This window comes from Streptomyces sp. NPDC101178 (assembly GCF_044767965.1).
Lineage (GTDB): Bacteria > Actinomycetota > Actinomycetes > Streptomycetales > Streptomycetaceae > Streptomyces.
On sequence record NZ_JBIWOZ010000007.1, the window covers coordinates 1 to 17,663 of the forward strand.

The window sequence follows — 17,663 nt, forward strand, 5'->3', positions numbered from 1 at the left end:
TCTTCACCGTCGTGCCCCAGCTCACCGACGAGGTCAACGCCCGCAAGGCCTGACCACCCCCCGCACAACACCCCCACTCCGGGCCGCACGGTGAACCCACCACGCGGCCCGGAGCCGTATCACCGCCGCTCTTCCGCTATCCGCCCCGGCATCATCTCGATCCGGTCCTCCACCGCGCCAAGTCCGAACGTGGTGAAGGCGGTCCGGTCGGGGAGCGGGTAAGTCTCCTTGCCCGTCAGCGCGTTGATGATGACGGCGGAACGCCAGGCCGCCAGTCCCAGGTCCGGCGCGCCGACCCCGTGCGTGTGCCGCTCCGCGTTCTGCACGAAGACCGAGCCGTCGATCTCCGGTGCGAGGACGAGCCGTTGGGCCTCGTCGACCTGCGGCCGTCCGGCACCGTCGCGGACGATGTACGGATCCAGAGCGGCGAGCAGCGTGTCGACCGGGCGCTCCCGGTAGCCGGTGGCGAGGACCACCGCGTCCGTGGTGAGCCGGCCCCGGCTCTCCTGCTGGCCGTGTTCCACGGCCAGTTCGATGCGGCCGCCGCCCGTGACGCAGGCGCCGGTGACCTCGATGCCGGGGGTGAGGGTCACATCGGGCCAGTCGCCGCCGAGGCTGCGCCGGTACAGCTCGTCGTGGATGTCCCCGAGCGTGTCTCCGCTGACGCCCTTGTACAGCTGCCACTGGCTGGGCAGCAGCCGGTCCCGGGCGGCCTGCGGGAGCCCGTGGAAGTAGCGGGTGTAGTCCGGGGTGAACTGCTCCAGCCCGATCTTGCTGTACTCCATGGGTGCGAAGGCCGGGGTGCGGGCGAGCCAGGTCAGCCCTTCCGTCCCTTCCGGCCTCAACCTCAGCAGATCCAGCAGGACTTCGGCGCCCGACTGCCCAGAGCCGACGACCGTGACATGCCGGGCCGCGAGCAGCCGGTCCCGCTGGGCGAGGTAGTCGGCGGAGTGCAGGACGAGAGGTACGGGGTCGGCGGCCAGGGCCCTCAGCGGCTCGGGGACGTACGGCGCGGTGCCGACACCGAGCGCGAGGTTGCGGGCGTGGCTGAGCCCGCTCCCGAGGCTCTCGCCGTCCGGGCCGAGCCGGGTGAAGTCGACGGCGTACGCGCTCTCGCCCGCGTCCCAGGCGATGGCGTCGACGCGGTGGCCGAAGTGGGTGGAAGGCAGTTCGGTGCTCACCCAGCGCAGGTAGTTGTCGAACTCGGAGCGGTGGATGTGGAAGCGCTCGGCGAAGTAGAACGGGAAGAGCCTGCGCCGCGTCTTGAGGTAATTGAGGTAGCACCAAGGGCTGGTCGGCTCCACCAGGCTCACCAGGTCTGCCAGGAAAGGGACTTGGAGCGTCGCTCCCTCGATGAGCAGTCCCGGGTGCCAGTGGAAGGCGGTGCGCTGCTCGTGGAAGGCGGTGCGCAGGCCGGGTACGCCGTCGGCGAGGGCGGCGAGCGAGAGGTTGAAGGGCCCTGCGCCCACCCCCAGCAGATCGAGGGGCGGGGTTCGCGGTCCGGGCGTCATCGGGTTCCTCCCACGTGGTTCGTGCGCGTCGGCAACGTCATGGCGACAGCCTTTCCGCCGCCGGGGCCTCGGTACCGCCGCAGCCGCTCTCTCCGGCCGCCGCCCGCCGAGCCGCCACCTCCACCAGGTCGAGCAGCGGCAGCAGGTCGGCCGTCGCGGCGGCCGGGTGCAGCAGCGTGGCCTTCAGCCAGAGTCGGCGCCGCCCGTCGCCGTCCTCGGCCACCGCTCGTCCGAGGACGGCCCGGCCGTCCATGAGCAGCGTGCGGCGGACCTCGGCGACGACGGCGTCCCCGGCCTCCGCTCCCCTCTCGTCGGCGACCACCGGCCGGAACAGCACGGTGCTGATCCCGATCGCGCCGGGCCGGCGGCGCAGTGCGGGCCGGGCGTCGACGGCCCGGCCGAACTCCTCCGCCGTGGTGACGCAGTGCTCGACCAGTTCGCTCAGTCCACGGCGGCCGAGCGCCCGGAAGGTGACCGCGATCTTCAGTGCGTCGGGGCGCCGGGTCGTACGGATCGAGCGGCCGAGCAGGTCGGGGAGGCCGGCCTCGGTGTCGTCGTCGGCGTTGAGGTAGTCGGTGCGCAGGGAGAGCGGCGCGAGCAGGGCGGTGTCCGAGACGGCCAGAACTCCGGCGGCGACCGGCTGCCAGCCGAGTTTGTGCAGGTCGAACGTTACGGAGACCGCCCGATCGAGCCCCGCCAGCCGGGGCGCCAGGTGCTCGCTGAAGAGCAGGGGCCCGCCGTATGCCGCGTCCACGTGGAGTTCGGCTCCGTACCGGTCCACGGTGTCGGCGATCTCGGGAAGCGGGTCGATGCGCCCTTCGTCCGTGGTACCGGCGGTGGCGACGACCAGGACCGGGCCGCCGCCGAGCCCGGCCAGGGTGCGGTCGAGGGCGGCGGGGTCGATCCGGCCGTCGTGGCAGGTGACCTGGGTCGGGGCGGGCAGGCCGAGCATCCAGGCGGCCCGGTGGACGCTGTGGTGGGCGTTGGCGCCGGTCACCACTCGCAGAAGGCCTGGCGCCGCGCGTTCGCGCGCGAGGAGCAGCGCGACCAGGTTGGACTCGGTGCCGCCGCTGGTGATGAGCGCGTCGGGTGCGGGAGCGTCCGGGTGGACGAGCCGGGCCAGGGCGGCCGTGGTCAGCTCCTCGATCACTCCGGCGGCGGGCGCCTGGTCCCAGGAGTCCATCGACGGGTTGAGCGCCGCCCCGGCCAGCTCCGCCGCGACCGCCACGGCCAGCGGCGGGCAGTGCAGATGGGCGGCGCACGCGGGATCGGCCGGGTCGGCGGCACCCTCGGCCACCGCTCGTACGAGGTCCGTGAGCGCGGCCTCTTCGCCGACGCCTTCCTCGGGCAGTACCGGGGCGGCCAGAGCGGTGGTCCGCCGGGCCACGGCGTCCGGGCCTCCGGCGGGCAGCGGCCCGCCTCGGGCACGGGCGGCGGACTCCAGCGTGTCCAGCACGACCGAGGTGAGGGCACGCAGGTGGCCCGGTCCGTCGGCACCGCCCGCGAGGAGGCCTCCCGTACCGGCACTCATACCGCACGCTCCAGGCGGAGTTCGGCGGACAGCAGGCCCTGAGCACGCTCCATGGCGAAGCCCTTCGATCGGAGTGCAAGATCCACCACCGGGATTCGCTGGTTAGGCTAACCTAACTCTTCCGCCGAGGAAGTACGCACTCCGGCCGTCCGGGCCTGGCGAACCGGCCTGCTCCAGAACCGAGTCGAGGCAGCGCGCCCCGGTACGGGAGCGGCGGTGGCCGCTCCCGTACCGGGCCGGATCACGCCGCTTCGGCTGGCAGCTCCGCGCGGATCTCCCGCGCGGCGGCGACCAGGTTCTCCAGGGAGGCCCGGGTCTCGGGCCAGCCGCGGGTCTTCAGGCCGCAGTCGGGGTTCACCCACAGCCGCTCGGCCGGGATGGCCTCAAGTCCCTTGCGCAGCAAGGCCGCTGCCTCCTCGGTGCTGGGGATGCGCGGGGAGTGGATGTCGTAGACGCCGGGGCCGGCCTCGCGCGGGTAGCCGTGGGTGGCCAGTTCGCGGGCGACCTGCATGTGCGAGCGGGCGGCCTCCAGGCTGATGACGTCGGCGTCGAGGTCGTCGATGGCCTGGACGATGTCGCCGAACTCCGCGTAGCACATGTGCGTGTGGATCTGGGTGTCCGGCCGCACGCCGGAGGTGGCGAGCCGGAAGGACTCCGTAGCCCATTGCAGGTACGCGGCGTGCTCGGCGGCCCGCAGCGGCAGCGTCTCACGCAGCGCCGGCTCGTCGACCTGGATCACCGAAGTGCCGTTCGCCTCCAGGTCGTCGACCTCGTCGCGCAGAGCGAGCGCCACCTGGCGGGCGGTCTCGCCGAGCGGCTGGTCGTCGCGGACGAAGGACCAGGCGAGCATGGTGACCGGGCCGGTGAGCATGCCCTTGACCGGGCGCTGGGTGAGCGACTGGGCGTACGCCGTCCAGCGCACCGTCATCGGCTCGGGGCGCGAGATGTCTCCGGCGAGGACCGGCGGCCGGACGTAGCGGGTGCCGTACGACTGGACCCAGCCGTGCTGGGTGGCGAGGTAGCCGGTGAGCTGCTCGGCGAAGTACTGCACCATGTCGTTGCGTTCGGGCTCGCCGTGGACCAGGACGTCGATCCCGGCCTTCTCCTGGAAGGAGAGGACCTCGCGGATCTCGTCCTTGATGCGCTCCTCGTACCCGGCCTCGTCGATCCGGCCGGCCCGCAGGTCGGCGCGGGCGGTGCGCAGTTCGGTGGTCTGCGGGAACGAGCCGATAGTGGTGGTCGGCAGCAGCGGCAGACCGAGGTGGGCGCGCTGGGCCACGGTCCGCTCGGCGTACGGCTGGGAGCGGCGGCCGTCGGCGTCGGTGATGGCCGCCGTACGGGCCCGGACGGCCGGGTCGCGGGTGATGACGGCGTCGGTACGGGAGGCCAGGTCGGCCCGGTTCGCGGCGAGTTCGGCGGTGATGGCCTCGGTGCCGGCGGTCAGACCGCGCGCCAGGACGACGATCTCCTCGGTCTTCTGCTGGGCGAAGGCGAGCCAGCGGGCGACCTCCGGGTCGATGTCCTGCTCGGCCCGGGCGTCCAGCGGGACGTGCAGGAGGGAGGAGGAGGCGGAGACGTCGACGTGGTCCGCGAGGCCGAGGAGCGTGCCGAGGGTGGCGAGCGACTTCTCGTAGTCGTTGATCCAGATGTTGCGGCCGTTGACGACGCCCGCGACCAGCCGCTTGCCGGGCAGTCCGCCGGCCGCCGCGAGGTCGGCGAGGTTGCCTGCGCCCGACTCGGTGAAGTCCAGCGCGAGCCCCTCCACCGGCGACTTGGCGAGCACCGGCAGGGCCTCGCCGAGCCGCCCGAAGTAGGAGGCGACCAGCAGCTTGGAGCGGTCGGTGAGACCGCCGAGCTCGCGGTAGGCGCGGGCGGCGGCGTTCAGCTCGGCCGGGGTGCGGTCCTGGACGAGGGCGGGCTCGTCGAGCTGCACCCACTCGGCGCCCGCGGCCCGGAGGTCGGCGAGGACTTCGGCGTACACGGGCAGGAGCCGGTCGAGGAGGGTCAGCGGCTCGAAGCCGGCGGCGACGCCGGGGGCCGCCTTGGCGAGCAGGAGGTAGGTGACGGGACCGACGAGGACCGGGCGCGGGGTGTGGCCGAGCGCGAGGGCTTCCCTGAACTCGGCGACCTGCTTGGCGGAGTCGGCGGTGAACACCGCGTCCGGGCCCAACTCGGGCACCAGGTAGTGGTAGTTGGTGTCGAACCACTTGGTCATCTCCAGCGGCGCCACGTCCTGCGTGCCACGGGCCATGGCGAAGTAGCCGTCGAGGGCGTCCGCCTGGACCGCCTCGCGGTGCCGCTCGGGGACGGCGCCGACCATGACACTGGTGTCCAGGACGTGGTCGTAGTACGAGAAATCACCGGTCGGCACCTCGTGGACTCCGGCCTCGGCGAGCTGCTGCCAGGTTCCCCCGCGCAGTTCGGCGGCGGTCCTGCGGAGGGTGTCCGCGTCGACGCGGCCCTTCCAGTAGCCCTCGATGGCCTTCTTCAGTTCACGGTTCCGACCCTGACGGGGGTAGCCGTACACGGTGGCCCGTGCTGCCGCGGCTGCGGGCTTCGCTGTCACGTGACTCTCCTTCGCGAGCATGTCTCCAGCTGTTCCCGGGACGGGACGCGGACGCGAAGGGGTGACGAAGTCGGGCGGGAGCACGACACGTTGACCGTGTCCGTCCGCCTGACGGTTACGCCGACCCGCCCACGAGGTCACCGGGAACTCCGCACACGAACGGTCGCGTGCGGGCAACGGGCAGGTCTTCGGACTCGCGGGCACGTCTGCCGGGGGCAGACACCTACTGGCCGTCGCTTCCCAGACCCGGCCGGGTCCAGTGCGTATGACGGCGGTCGTTCCCGCTCACCGCTGCGGGGCAGTCCCGGATTCCCACCGGGTTCCCTCTTACGACACCCTGCCTGGCGGACAGGGCGAACCAGCTGCACCGGCCACCCTAAGCGGACGGCCGTCGGGCGCACACCGTTGTTCACTCTTCGGACGGTGATGTGAGACACGGGTTCCGGATGGGCACCGAGTGCACGCCGGATGGGCTCCGGATGAGCTCCGAACGGGTGACGTCGGGCAGAGTGAGGACCCCCGCACCAATCCGCCCCGGCAGGCGGCACCGAATGGTCGGTACAGGGGCGCGGAGCGGGCGCTCCTGCATCACTGCCCGGGACCGGATCCGGCATCCTGGCACGATCCGGCCCCGGGCAGCCCCGCTCCCCTCTGCGCACCCCGTTCCACCGTTCGTCGCCGGTTCGCTGACTTCCGGTCAGGTCGTGGGGGCATGGTGACCCAGATGTAACCGAATGGCGTAGGCGAGCCGGAACCACAGAGCGTCACAGGCCGTTCTTCTTGCCAATACACAGCCGCCGACCCGCGGCGGCGACGAGCGAGGGAAGCGCTATATGAAGAAGACAGTCGGGTGGGCCCAGGACGGCGACGACTGGACGATCACGGTGAACGGCACCCTGTACCGGGCCGTCGAGCGGCCCACCGACGGGCGCGTGCACAACTATCTGGTGCGGGGCAACGACCTCACCGCCGAGTGCCCGAGCCTGGGTCACGGGCTGGGAGTGATCCGGGCGCACGAGTCCCGGAGCTGACCTCGGGCCGGGTACGACGGCGGGGTGCGGCGGCCGGCCGCGCCTCCACGCGACCCGCCGCCCTGTGTCACGTCACCCGGCCATCTGTCCGGGCCCCCGCTCGCGGGCCGGGGCCCGTCAGCTGTCCGTGCCGCCCGGGCTCTCCGCACCCTGGGCGCCCGCAGGCCGGCGGCGCAGCAGGTAGGTGTCCATGATCCAGCCGTGCCGTTCGCGGGCCTCGGCGCGCACGCGGCTGATCCGCTCGGCGACCTCGTCGAGCGGTCCGGAGACCAGGAGCTCGTCCGGGGTGCCGATGTAGGCGCCCCAGTAGATCCACAGGCCCCGGCCCGTCAGATGGGTGAAGCTCTCGTGGCCGTCGAGCATGACCACGATGTCGCCGTCGTCGTCCGGGAACCCCTCGGCGAGCCGTCGGCCCGGGGTGATGTGGACGGGGCGGCCGACCTGGTTCAGCGAGGTGCGGTGGCGGGCGGCGAGCGCCGAGACGCTGCTGATCCCGGGGACCACCTCATGGCCGAATTCCACCGTGCCACGGGCCTGGATGTCCTCCAGGATCGCGAGCGTGCTGTCGTACAGGGACGGGTCGCCCCACACCAGGAACGCCCCGCACTCCCCCGGAGCCAGCTCCTCGATGATCAGGCGTTCGCAGATGTCGGCCCGGCGGTGGCGCCAGTCGTGGACCGCCGTGGTGTAGCGGCCCCGGTCGCCCTGGGTGCGGTCCCGCCAGGGATCCTCGGCCTCGACGACCCGGTAGGGGCCGTCCAGGTGCTCGGCCAGGATGTCCCGCCGCAGCCGGGTCAGGGACTCCTTCTCCCGGCCCTTGCCGAGCACGAAGAAGACCTGGGCCCTGCGCATGGCCTTGATCGCGGCGAGGGTCAGGTGGTCGGGGTCGCCGGCTCCCATGCCGATGACGAGGATGTGGCGTGGTGCGTCGCTCATGTCGGCCGATCATGCCAGGAGCGGGGCGCGCGATCGTGCCGGGCCCGAGGGCGGGCCGGCGCGAGGCGGGGTGGACTTACTAGGACGTCCAACTATATGTTCGTGAGCAGAGGGGCGACCGGCCTGGTGCCGGGCGCCTCGAAGGCCCGTGGTGTCAGGGAAGCCGGTGCGATTCCGGCGCGGTCCCGCCACTGTGACCGGGGAGTTCGTCCTCGCACAACACGCCACTGACGGTGAAGGCGCCGTCGGGAAGGCACGAGGACGCGCGCTGATCCGGGAGTCAGGATACCGGCCACGGGATTGTTCCGTGTTTCCACGAGGATGGAGCAGACACGCATGGCACCGGTCCGCACCCACGGCCCCGCAGGCCCGTCCCGGCGAGCGGTTCTCCCCGCCCCCTGACGGCCTCCGCCCTCCGCGTCCCCCCGACGGCGAGCCCTTCCACGCCCCCGCGCGCACCCGACCGGTGCGCCGCGCGGTGGCGGGGGCCCGTGCGCCATCCCCGGATCTCACCTGACGATCTCACCGACGAGAGCAGGCTTTCCATGGTCCGCGAACTCACCCATTTCATCGGCGGCAAGCGCACGCCCGGCACCTCGGGCACGTACGGCGATGTGTACGACCCCAACACCGGCCGGGTCCAAGCCCGGGTGCCGCTGGCCGGCCGGTCCGAGACCGAGGCGGCCATCACCGACGCGGCGCAGGCGCAGCTGGAGTGGGGCGAGTGGAACCCGCAGCGCCGGGCCCGCGTCCTGCTGCGCTTCCTCCAGCTGGTCGAGCAGGAGAAGGACTCCCTGGCCCGGCTGCTCTCCTCCGAGCACGGCAAGACCGTGGCCGACGCGCACGGTGACCTCGCACGCGGCCTGGACGTGGTGGAGTTCGCCGCCGGTGTGCCGCACCTGGTGAAGGGCGAGTTCAGCGACAACGCGGGCGCCGGGATCGATGTCCACTCGCTGCGCAGGCCGCTCGGTGTGGTCGCCGGCATCACCCCGTTCAACTTCCCGGCGATGATCCCGCTGTGGAAGGCCGCACCCGCTCTGGCCTGTGGTAACGCCTTCATCCTCAAGCCGTCCGAGCGGGACCCGTCGGTGCCGCTGCGGCTGGCCGAACTCTTCCTGGAGGCCGGGCTTCCGCCGGGCGTGCTGAACGTCGTCAACGGCGGCAAGGAGGCCGTGGACACACTGCTGGAGGACCCGCGCGTCAAGGCGCTCGGCTTCGTCGGCTCGACGCCGATCGCCGCGCACATCTACGCGACGGCCGCCGCTCACGGCAAGCGGGCGCAGTGTTTCGGCGGGGCGAAGAACCACATGATCGTGATGCCGGACGCCGATCTGGACCAGGCGGTGGACGCGCTGATCGGCGCCGGGTACGGCTCGGCGGGCGAGCGGTGCATGGCGATCTCGGTGGCCGTACCGGTGGGTGCGGAGACCGCCGACGCGCTGGTGGCCAAGCTCACCGAGCGGATCGCCGGCCTGCGGATCGGCCGCTCGGACGACCCGGACGCCGACTTCGGGCCGCTGGTGGGCCGGGACGCGGTGGACCGGGTGCGCGGCTATGTCGACCTCGGCGTGGAGGAGGGGGCCGAACTGGTCGTGGACGGAAGGGACTTCACCCTCGAAGGCCACGAGGACGGCTTTTTCGCGGGCGCCTCGCTCTTCGACCGGGTCACCCCGGACATGCGGATCTACCAGGAGGAGATCTTCGGCCCGGTGGTCTCCGTGGTGCGTGCGGCGGACTACGAGGAGGCGCTGCGGCTGCCTTCGGAGCACGCGTACGGCAACGGCGTGGCGCTCTTCACCCGGGACGGCGACATCGCCCGCGACTTCACCCGCCGGGTCGACACCGGCATGGTCGGTGTCAACGTGCCGATCCCGGTGCCGGTGGCGTACCACACGTTCGGCGGCTGGAAGCGGTCCGGTTTCGGCGACCTCAACCAGCACGGTCCTGACGCCATCCGCTTCTACACCCGTACGAAGACCGTCACGTCGCGCTGGCCCGCCTCCGGGATCCGGGACGGCGCGAGCTTCACGATTCCGACCATGGGATGACCGCCGTGACCACCCTGCTCACCGACGACCAGCTCGCGGTCGTCGAGACGACGCTCGACTTCGCCCAGGAACACCTGGCTCCGCACGCCGTGGCCTGGGACCAGGACAAGCACTTCCCCGTCGATGTGCTGCGGAAGGCCGCGAGGCTCGGCCTCGGAGGCGTGTACGTACGGGAGGACAGGGGCGGCTCCGAGCTGTCCCGCTCCGACGGGGTCCTCGTCTTCGAGGCCCTGGCCACCGGCTGCCCGTCGGTGGCGGGCTACCTCTCGATCCACAACATGGTCGCCTGGATGGTCGACCGGTACGGCTCAGAGACCCAGCGCGCCCGGTATCTGCCGGAGCTCTGCACCATGGAGCAGCTGGGCAGTTACTGCCTGACCGAACCGGGCGCGGGCTCCGACGCGGCCGCGCTGCGCACCCGTGCGGCCCGCGACGGCGACCACTACGTCCTCACCGGGACCAAGCAGTTCATCTCCGGCGCGGGCGCCACACACCTCTACATCGTGCTGGCCCGCACCGGCGACAACGGCCCGGGCGGGATCTCGGCCTTCCTCGTCGAACGGGACGACGAGGGGCTCTCGTTCGGCGCCAACGAGAAGAAGATGGGCTGGAACGCGCAGCCCACCCGCCAGGTCATGCTGGACGGCGTGCGCATCCCGGCCGACCGGCTGCTCGGAGCGGAGGGCGAAGGCTTCCGCATCGCGATGAACGGCCTCAACGGCGGCCGACTCGGCATCGCCGCCTGCTCGTTGGGCGGTGCGCAGAGCGCGCTGGACCGCAGTCTGGCTCACCTGGCGGACCGGGAGGCGTTCGGGGCGCGGCTGCTGGAGGCGCAGGCGCTGCAGTTCCGGCTGGCCGACATGGCCACCGAGCTGGCCGCCGCGCGGGCACTGGTGCGGCAGGCCGCCGAGGCGCTGGACCGGAAGGCGGGCGGAGCACCGGAGTTGTGCGCGATGGCCAAGCGCTTCGCCACCGACACCGGCTACTCCGTCGCGGACCGGGCGCTCCAACTCCACGGCGGTTACGGCTATCTGGCCGAGTACGGCATCGAGAAGATCGTGCGGGACCTGCGGGTCCACCAGATCCTGGAAGGGACCAACGAGATCATGCGCGTCATTGTGGCCCGGAGCCTGACGGGAGCCCTGCGATGACCGAGGAGCTCGTACGGGTGCGCACCGAAGGTCGTGCGGGAGTGCTGACCCTGAACCGTCCCAAGGCGCTCAACGCGCTCACCCACGCGATGGTGGAGACGATCACGGCGGCGCTGGACCGGTGGGAGTACGACCCGGAGGTGGCCACGGTCGTGATCACCGGGGCCGGGGAGCGCGGGCTGTGCGCGGGCGGCGACATCCGGTCCATCTACGAGGACGCCCGCGTCGGCGGCAGGGCCTCGGCCGCGTTCTGGCGCGACGAGTACCGGCTGAACGCGCGGATCGCCCGCTATCCGAAGCCGTACGTGGCGGTCATGGACGGCATCGTGATGGGCGGCGGGGTCGGGATCTCGGCGCACGGCAGCGTCCGGATCGTCACCGAGCGGTCCAAGGTGGCCATGCCGGAGACCGGGATCGGCTTCGTGCCGGACGTCGGCGGTACGTATCTGCTGGCGCTGGCCCCCGGCGAGCTGGGCACCCATCTCGCCCTGACGGGGACCGTGGTGGGGGCCCGGGACGCGCTGCTGTGCGGGCTGGCCGACCACTTCGTACCGCAGGAGAGCCTGCCGGCGCTCCTCGCCGAGCTGCGGACCGAGCCGCCCGCCGAGGTGCTGCACCGCCATGTCCGGGACGCACCTGGCGGCACTCTGGAGGCCGACCGGGCCTGGATCGACCGCTGTTACGCCGCCGACTCCGTCGAGGAGATCGTGGAGCGGCTGCTCGCCTTCGAGGCCCCGGCGGCGGGTGAGGCGGCGGCCACGATCCTCGGCCGCTCGCCCATCGCGCTGAAGGTGACCCTGGCCGCACTGCGCCGGGCGCGCGACCTCGGGCCGCTGGAAAGGGTGCTGGAGCAGGAGTACCGCGTCTCGTACGCCGCTCTCTCCTCCGCCGACCTGGTGGAGGGCATCCGGGCCCAGGTGATCGACAAGGACCGGACGCCTCACTGGTCACCCGGCACGCTCGTGGAGGTCACGGACGCCGACGTGGCCCGGTACTTCGCTCCGACCGGCGACGGGGAACTGGTCCTCGCCGCAGACGACTCACCGCAGGAGGTGCCCTGGTGACCACGACCGTCGCCTTCGTCGGACTGGGCCACATGGGCGGCCCGATGGCCGCCAACCTCGTCCGCGCCGGGCACCGGGTGCTCGGCCACGATCTCGTCGAGTCCTGTCTGGCGACCGCTGTGGAGAGCGGGGTCGAGCGGGCGAAGTCCGCCGCCGAGGCCGCCTCGGTGGCCGATGTGGTGATCACCATGCTGCCTGCCGGACGCCATGTCCTCTCGCTGTACGGGCAGGAGGGGCTGCTCGGAGCCGCCCGCCCCGGCACCCTGTTCATCGACTGCTCGACCATCGACGTGGCCGACTCCCGCGCCGCTCACGCGGCAGTGGCGGCGGCCGGTCACCGCTCGCTGGACGCACCGGTCTCCGGCGGAGTGGTCGGGGCCGAGGCGGGGACGCTGACCTTCATGGCCGGTGGCGAGGAGGCCGCGTTCGCGGAGGCCGAGCCGCTGCTGGCGGTGATGGGCGGGAAGGCGGTGCACTGTGGTGGGGCCGGTGCCGGACAGGCGGCGAAGATCTGCAACAACATGATCCTCGGCGTCTCGATGATCGCCGTCAGCGAGGCGTTCGTCCTCGCCGAGAGTCTCGGCCTCTCCGACCAGGCGCTGTACGACGTGGCCTCGGCGGCCTCCGGCCAGTGCTGGGCGCTCACCGTCAACTGCCCGGTCCCCGGACCCGTTCCGACCAGTCCGGCCAACCGCGACTACCGCCCCGGCTTCGCCGCGCCCCTGATGGCCAAGGACCTCGGGCTGGCCGCCAACGCCCTGCGCGCGGGCGGAATCGACGCCGAACTGGGTCTCCGAGCGGCCGAGTTGTACGCACGGTTCGCCGAAGGAACCGGAGCCGGGCAGGACTTCTCCGGAATCGTCCAGGCCATCCGGGCCGCTTCGACGGCCACCACCGACGCAGAGAAGGGCACCACCACGTGACCGAGCACAGCGAGAGTCCGTCCGCCCCGGGCCCGTACGGGACGATCCTGGTCGAGCGCCGGGGCCGTACCGCCCTGCTCACCCTGAACCGGCCCAAGGCGCTCAACGCGCTGAGCCTGGACGTCATGCGGGAGACGGTCGAGGCGACCGAGGCGCTGGACCGCGACCCGGAGGTCGGCTGCATCGTCCTCACCGGCAGCGGTGAGAAGGCGTTCGCGGCGGGCGCGGACATCAAGGAGATGCAGCCGCAGAGCTACATGGACATGTACCTCAGCGACTGGTTCACCGCCTGGGACCGGCTCGGTCAGCTGCGGACACCGACGATCGCCGCCGTACGGGGCTACGCCCTGGGCGGCGGCTGCGAGTTGGCGATGCTCTGCGACCTGGTGATCGCCTCGGAGTCGGCGGTCTTCGGGCAGCCGGAGATCCGGCTCGGGGTGATCCCCGGCATCGGCGGCTCCCAGCGGCTGACCCGGGCGGTCGGCAAGGCCAAGGCGATGGATCTCTGTCTCACCGGCCGGAACATGGACGCCGAGGAGGCGGAGCGGGCGGGTCTGGTGTCCAGGGTCGTGCCGGACGCGGATCTGCTGACCGAGGCGCTCGCCGTCGCGGACACCGTCTGCGGCATGTCGGCGCCGGTCGCGATGATGGCGAAGGAGGCGGTGAACCGGGCTTTCGAGACCACGCTCGCCGAGGGCGTGCGCTTCGAACGCCGCCTGTTCCACGCGGTGTTCGCGACGGACGATCAGAAGGAGGGCATGAGGGCGTTCACCGAGAAACGGCCCGCCCAGTTCACGCACCGCTGATCGGGCCGGGTGGGACGGGCCGGCCGTCGGCGACCACCGGGTACGGCACATGGGTGCGCCGGTCGGGGTCGACGGCCAGCCGGCCCCCGGCCGGAGGGCGGGCCCGCTGGGCGCAGTCCTGCCGCTCGCAGATCCGGCAGCCGAGACCGATGGGTGTCGCCGAACGCGGGTCGTCCAACGCCAGGCCTTCGGCGTAGACCAGGCGGTGGGCGTGGCGCAGCTCGCAGCCGAGAGCCACGGCGAAGTCGGCCCGGGGCGCGCGGTGGCCGAACCCGCCGCGCGCCACGGTCCGGGCCACCCAGAAGTACCTTTTTCCGTCCGGCATCTCGGCGACCTGGGTGAGGATGCGGCCGGGCGCGGAGAACGCCTCGTACACGGTCCAGAGCGGGCAGGTGCCGCCGAGCCGGGAGAAGTGGAAGTCGCTGGCGGACTGCCGCTTGGAGATGTTGCCCGCCCGGTCGACCCGCAGGAACGAGAACGGCACGCCCCGGTCGCCGGTGCGCTGAAGCGTGGAGAGCCGGTGGCAGACGGTCTCGAAGCCGACGCCGAAACGGGCCTGGAGAAGCTCGATGTCGTACCGCAGCTCCTCGGCGGCCCGGTGGAAGGCGGTGTACGGCATGAGCAGCGCGCCGGCGAAGTAGTTGGCGAGTCCGATCCTGGCGAGTCCGGCGGCCTGGTCCGAGGCGATCTCTCCGTCGGCGACGAGGGTGTCGAGCAGCGATCCCTGTTCCAGCAGCGCGAGTTGAGTAGCGAGCTGGAAGGCGCGCTGGGCCTCGCTGAGCCACGGTGAGAGCAGGAGGAGGCCGCTGTCCGGGTCGAACCGGCGGGCGTCCGTAGCCCGCTGCGGGTCCGTGGTGACGACGGTGATGCCGTGCCGGGTGGCGAGGCGCGCCTTCAGCGCGTCGGCGGTGCGGCCCGCCGAGCCGGTGCCGAGACCGGCCGCCGTGTCTTCGGCGACGGCGTCGAGTGCGCCGAAGTGGTTGTGGTGGGCGTAGAAGAAGTCCCTTACCTCGTCGTGGGGTTCGGCGGTGAGGAGCGCTTCGCCGTCCTGCGGCGGGGCGAGGGCGACGACCCGTTCGGCGGCGTCCCGGTAGCGGTGGTGCAGGGCGACCAGCGCGCGGGCCACCTCCGGGTGGTCACGGGCCACGTCGGCGGCCTCCTCCAGCGGGACCTGCGTCCCGCACGCCTCGTCGCCCAGAGCCGCGCGGAGGTCGGTGGCGAGGCGCTCCTCCTCGGCCTCGGAGAAGAACTCGGGGTCGACGCCGAAGACCTCGGCGATCCGCAGCAGGACCGGCGCGGTCAGCGGACGGTGGCTGTGCTCGATCTGGTTGAGGTAACTGGTGGAGAGGCCGAGCGCGCGGGCCAGCTCGACCTGGTTCATCCCGCGCTCGCGGCGGAGCCGCCGCAGCTTGGCATGGGCGTAGATCTTGCGCCCGGCAGGCCGTCCCATGCGGTCGGCACTCCTCTCCCCCGCCCGGCCTCCACGCTGAGGCCCGCTGCGAAAGTACCATCCGCACCTTTCGCAGCTTTCGCAGATTCGCAGCTCAGGGCTGTACGGATTGTGCACAGTGGACCGGTCGCATCGGCGGGCGCGGCGGGGAAAGCTCCTCTGGTAACGCACCACCGACGTCGCGAGGAGCCCCGTGATCGACCACCACGTCCGCGTCCACCCCAGCGCCGACCGGCTGCCCCGTGAGGAGCAGCTCGCCTGGAAGCTGGCGGCCGTCGCCACCGGCACCCAGGACCCTTCCGCGCTCGACCCGCAGGCGGCCGCGATGGCCGTCAACCGGGTCGTCGACAACGCCTCCGTCGCCGTGGCGTCTTTGCTGCGCCGGCCGGTCGCGGTCGCCCGCAGCCAGGCGCTGGCACACGCCGGCACGCCCGGCGCAACCGTCTTCGGCGCGGCCCCCGGCGTGCGGGTCTCCCCTGAGTGGGCGGCCTGGGCCAACGGCACGGCCGTACGGGAGCTGGACTTCCACGACACGTTTCTGGCGGCGGACTATTCGCACCCGGGCGACAACATCCCGCCGCTGCTCGCCGTGGCCCAGCACACCGGGCGGACCGGCGCCGAGCTGCTGCGCGGGATCGTCGCCGCGTACGAGATCCATGTGGCGCTCGTCCGTGCCATCTGCCTGCACGAGCACCGCATCGACCATGTGGCCCACCTGAGCGCCGCCACCGCGTGCGGGCTCGGCGCCCTGCTGGGGCTGGACACGGCGACGACGTACCAGGCGGTCCAGCAGGCGGTGCACACGACGACGGCGACCCGGCAGTCGCGAAAGGGCGAGATCTCCAGCTGGAAGGCGTTCGCCCCGGCGTTCGCGGGCAAGGCGGCGATCGAGGCGGTGGACCGGGCGATGCGCGGCGAGCGGTCGCCGTCGCCGGTGTACGAGGGTGAGGACGGGTTCCTCGCACGGATGCTGGACGGCCCGGACGCGGCGTACACGGTGGGGCTGCCGGGGCCGGGCGAGGCGCGGCGGGCGATCCTGGACACGTACACGAAGGAGCACTCCGCCGAGTACCAGGCGCAGGCGGTCATCGATCTGGCGCGGCGGCTGCGGGAACGGACGGGCCCGACGGAGAAGATCCGCTCGATCGTCCTGCACACCAGCCACCACACGCACCAGGTGATCGGTTCCGGTTCCGGTGACCCGCAGAAGTACGACCCGGAGGCGAGCCGCGAGACGCTGGACCACTCGGTGCCGTACATCTTCGCGGTGGCGCTGGAGGACGGGGCCTGGCACCACGAGCGGTCCTACGCGCCCGAGCGGGCGCAGCGGCCGGGGACGGTCGAGCTGTGGCAGCGGATCTCGACGGTGGAGGACCCGGAATGGACCCGGCGCTACCACGACCCGGACCCGGAGCGGCGGGCGTTCGGCGGCCGGGCGGTGGTGACGCTGGTGGACGGCACGGTGATCGAGGACGAGCTGGCGGTGGCCGACGCGCACCCGGCGGGGGCCCGGCCGTTCGACCGTACGGGGTACGTGGCGAAGTTCCGCAACTTGGCGGAGGGCGTCGTCGCCGCCGGCGACCAGGACCGCTTCCTGGCGGCGGCCCAGCGGCTCGCGGAGCTGCCGGCGGACGGGCTCGACGCGCTGTTCCCGGTCGTGGACACCGAGGCGGTTGCCGCCTTCGACGCGGGGCTGCCGAAGGGGCTGTTCTGATGCTGCACACCCGGACCACACCCACCGAGCGCCGCCGCGCCTTCCGTGAACAGTTGTCCTCGGGGCGGCTGGTGCGGATGCCGGGCGCGGTCAACCCGTACTCGGCGCGGCTGATCCAGGAGGCCGGATTCGAGGCGGTGTATCTGTCAGGTGCCGTACTCGCCGCCGAACTGGCATTGCCCGACATCGGTTTGACGTCCTCCACGGAGATCGCCGCGCGGGCCCAGCAGATCGCACGCGTCACCGACCTGCCCGCTCTGATCGACGCGGACACCGGGTTCGGTGAGCCCATGAACGCGGCGCGCACGGTGCAGTTGATGGAGGACGCGGGGCTGGCGGGCCTGCATCTGGAGGACCAGGTCAACCCCAAGCGGTGTGGCCACCTGGACGGCAAGACGCTCGTGGCGCGTGCGGAGATGGTCCGCAAGGTGCGGGCCGCCGTCGACGCGCGGCGCGATCCGGACTTCCTGCTGATGGCCCGTACGGACGCGCGCGGCCCCGAGGGGCTCGCGGCGGCCATCGACCGCGCGAAGGCGTACGTGGACGCGGGCGCCGACGCCGTGTTCCCGGAAGCGCTCGCGGACGAGGCCGAGTTCGAGGCGTTCCGGGCGGCGGTCGACGTACCGCTGCTGGCGAACATGACCGAGTTCGGCAGAGGCCCGCTGCTCGACGCGGCCACGCTGGAGAACCTCGGCTACAACATCGCCCTCTACCCCGTCACCCTCTTCCGCCTCGCGATGGGCGCGGTGGAGGACGGGCTGGCGGCCCTGGCCGCCGACGGCACCCAACAGGCCCTGCTCCCCCGGATGCAGACGCGTTCACGGCTGTACGAGGTGCTCGGTTACGAGGAGTACGGCGCGTTCGACTCGGCGGTCTTCGACTTCACCCTGCCGCCGGGCGCCTGACCACCAAGCCCCTCATCCACGTACGCC

At 72.3% G+C, this 17,663-nt stretch carries 13 protein-coding genes and 2 riboswitches; of the genes, 8 read left to right on the top strand and 5 right to left on the bottom strand.

All coding sequences use genetic code 11. From position 1 onward, the window contains the following. Positions 1–119: 119 nt before the first annotated feature. The 3 genes from ACIRR8_RS20465 to metE all read right to left on the bottom strand — a co-directional run bounded on the left by ACIRR8_RS20465 (position 120) and on the right by metE (position 5,608). Complete coding sequence (locus tag ACIRR8_RS20465; RefSeq protein ID WP_404066600.1) at positions 120–1,511, bottom strand: lysine N(6)-hydroxylase/L-ornithine N(5)-oxygenase family protein; 1,392 nt, start codon at positions 1,509–1,511, stop codon at positions 120–122. A 37-nt stretch (positions 1,512–1,548) separates the two neighbouring features. Continuing rightward, positions 1,549–3,042, bottom strand: a complete 1,494-nt coding sequence (locus ACIRR8_RS20470; protein ID WP_404066603.1) for a pyridoxal phosphate-dependent decarboxylase family protein — start codon at positions 3,040–3,042, stop codon at positions 1,549–1,551. Between the two features lie 241 nt (positions 3,043–3,283). Then, complete coding sequence (gene metE, locus ACIRR8_RS20475) at positions 3,284–5,608, bottom strand: 5-methyltetrahydropteroyltriglutamate--homocysteine S-methyltransferase (protein WP_404066606.1); 2,325 nt, start codon at positions 5,606–5,608, stop codon at positions 3,284–3,286. 182 nt (positions 5,609–5,790) lie between these two features. Beyond that, positions 5,791–5,938, bottom strand: a riboswitch (cobalamin riboswitch). Between the two features lie 503 nt (positions 5,939–6,441). Here metE and ACIRR8_RS20480 point away from each other — a divergent pair. Continuing rightward, positions 6,442–6,639, top strand: coding sequence for a hypothetical protein (locus ACIRR8_RS20480; protein ID WP_018514785.1), 198 nt, complete (start codon positions 6,442–6,444; stop codon positions 6,637–6,639). Between the two features lie 117 nt (positions 6,640–6,756). Here the strand turns inward: ACIRR8_RS20480 and cobF are convergent, their stop codons facing one another. Continuing rightward, positions 6,757–7,575, bottom strand: coding sequence for a precorrin-6A synthase (deacetylating) (cobF, locus tag ACIRR8_RS20485; RefSeq protein WP_404066608.1), 819 nt, complete (start codon positions 7,573–7,575; stop codon positions 6,757–6,759). Positions 7,576–7,707: 132 nt separating this feature from the next. Then, positions 7,708–7,887, top strand: a riboswitch (cobalamin riboswitch). Positions 7,888–8,120: 233 nt separating this feature from the next. On the opposite strand from cobF, the gene ACIRR8_RS20490 reads away from it, so the two are divergent. The 5 genes from ACIRR8_RS20490 to ACIRR8_RS20510 are packed head-to-tail and all read left to right on the top strand — an operon-like array spanning position 8,121 to position 13,567. Continuing rightward, on the top strand, positions 8,121–9,623 hold the full coding sequence (locus ACIRR8_RS20490) for a CoA-acylating methylmalonate-semialdehyde dehydrogenase (RefSeq protein ID WP_404066610.1): 1,503 nt from the start codon (positions 8,121–8,123) through the stop codon (positions 9,621–9,623). After that, positions 9,620–10,774: an acyl-CoA dehydrogenase family protein gene (locus ACIRR8_RS20495; protein ID WP_404066613.1), complete on the top strand. Its 1,155-nt coding sequence runs from the start codon at positions 9,620–9,622 to the stop codon at positions 10,772–10,774. The genes ACIRR8_RS20490 and ACIRR8_RS20495 overlap by 4 nt, the downstream gene beginning before the upstream one ends. Then, positions 10,771–11,838, top strand: coding sequence for an enoyl-CoA hydratase/isomerase family protein (locus ACIRR8_RS20500; RefSeq protein ID WP_404066615.1), 1,068 nt, complete (start codon positions 10,771–10,773; stop codon positions 11,836–11,838). The genes ACIRR8_RS20495 and ACIRR8_RS20500 overlap by 4 nt, the downstream gene beginning before the upstream one ends. Further along, positions 11,835–12,761: a 3-hydroxyisobutyrate dehydrogenase gene (mmsB, locus tag ACIRR8_RS20505; RefSeq protein WP_404066617.1), complete on the top strand. Its 927-nt coding sequence runs from the start codon at positions 11,835–11,837 to the stop codon at positions 12,759–12,761. Before ACIRR8_RS20500 ends, mmsB begins: the two co-directional genes overlap by 4 nt. After that, positions 12,758–13,567: an enoyl-CoA hydratase gene (locus ACIRR8_RS20510; RefSeq protein WP_404066620.1), complete on the top strand. Its 810-nt coding sequence runs from the start codon at positions 12,758–12,760 to the stop codon at positions 13,565–13,567. Before mmsB ends, ACIRR8_RS20510 begins: the two co-directional genes overlap by 4 nt. Here ACIRR8_RS20510 and ACIRR8_RS20515 read toward each other — a convergent pair. Continuing rightward, entirely contained in the window at positions 13,554–15,017 is a 1,464-nt protein-coding gene (locus ACIRR8_RS20515) for a short-chain fatty acyl-CoA regulator family protein (RefSeq protein WP_404066622.1), read from the bottom strand. The two genes, ACIRR8_RS20510 and ACIRR8_RS20515, sit on opposite strands and share 14 nt — an antisense overlap. A 193-nt stretch (positions 15,018–15,210) precedes the next feature. On the opposite strand from ACIRR8_RS20515, the gene ACIRR8_RS20520 reads away from it, so the two are divergent. Together ACIRR8_RS20520 and prpB are read left to right on the top strand one after the other, a co-directional pair. Next, positions 15,211–16,731: an MmgE/PrpD family protein gene (locus tag ACIRR8_RS20520; protein WP_404066624.1), complete on the top strand. Its 1,521-nt coding sequence runs from the start codon at positions 15,211–15,213 to the stop codon at positions 16,729–16,731. After that, positions 16,731–17,636, top strand: coding sequence for a methylisocitrate lyase (gene prpB, locus ACIRR8_RS20525; protein WP_404066627.1), 906 nt, complete (start codon positions 16,731–16,733; stop codon positions 17,634–17,636). Before ACIRR8_RS20520 ends, prpB begins: the two co-directional genes overlap by 1 nt. Positions 17,637–17,663: the final 27 nt, after the last annotated feature.

Bases quoted from the DNA above. Each gene is read 5' to 3' on its own strand.
- ACIRR8_RS20465 (WP_404066600.1), bottom strand. From the start codon at position 1,511: ATGACGCCCGGACCGCGAACCCCGCCCCTCGATCTGCTGGGGGTGGGC.
- ACIRR8_RS20490 (WP_404066610.1), top strand. From the start codon at position 8,121: ATGGTCCGCGAACTCACCCATTTCATCGGCGGCAAGCGCACGCCCGGC.
- ACIRR8_RS20515 (WP_404066622.1), bottom strand. From the start codon at position 15,017: ATGGGACGGCCTGCCGGGCGCAAGATCTACGCCCATGCCAAGCTGCGG.
- ACIRR8_RS20470 (WP_404066603.1), bottom strand. From the start codon at position 3,042: ATGAGTGCCGGTACGGGAGGCCTCCTCGCGGGCGGTGCCGACGGACCG.
- prpB (WP_404066627.1), top strand. From the start codon at position 16,731: ATGCTGCACACCCGGACCACACCCACCGAGCGCCGCCGCGCCTTCCGT.
- ACIRR8_RS20495 (WP_404066613.1), top strand. From the start codon at position 9,620: ATGACCGCCGTGACCACCCTGCTCACCGACGACCAGCTCGCGGTCGTC.
- cobF (WP_404066608.1), bottom strand. From the start codon at position 7,575: ATGAGCGACGCACCACGCCACATCCTCGTCATCGGCATGGGAGCCGGC.
- ACIRR8_RS20500 (WP_404066615.1), top strand. From the start codon at position 10,771: ATGACCGAGGAGCTCGTACGGGTGCGCACCGAAGGTCGTGCGGGAGTG.
- ACIRR8_RS20480 (WP_018514785.1), top strand. From the start codon at position 6,442: ATGAAGAAGACAGTCGGGTGGGCCCAGGACGGCGACGACTGGACGATC.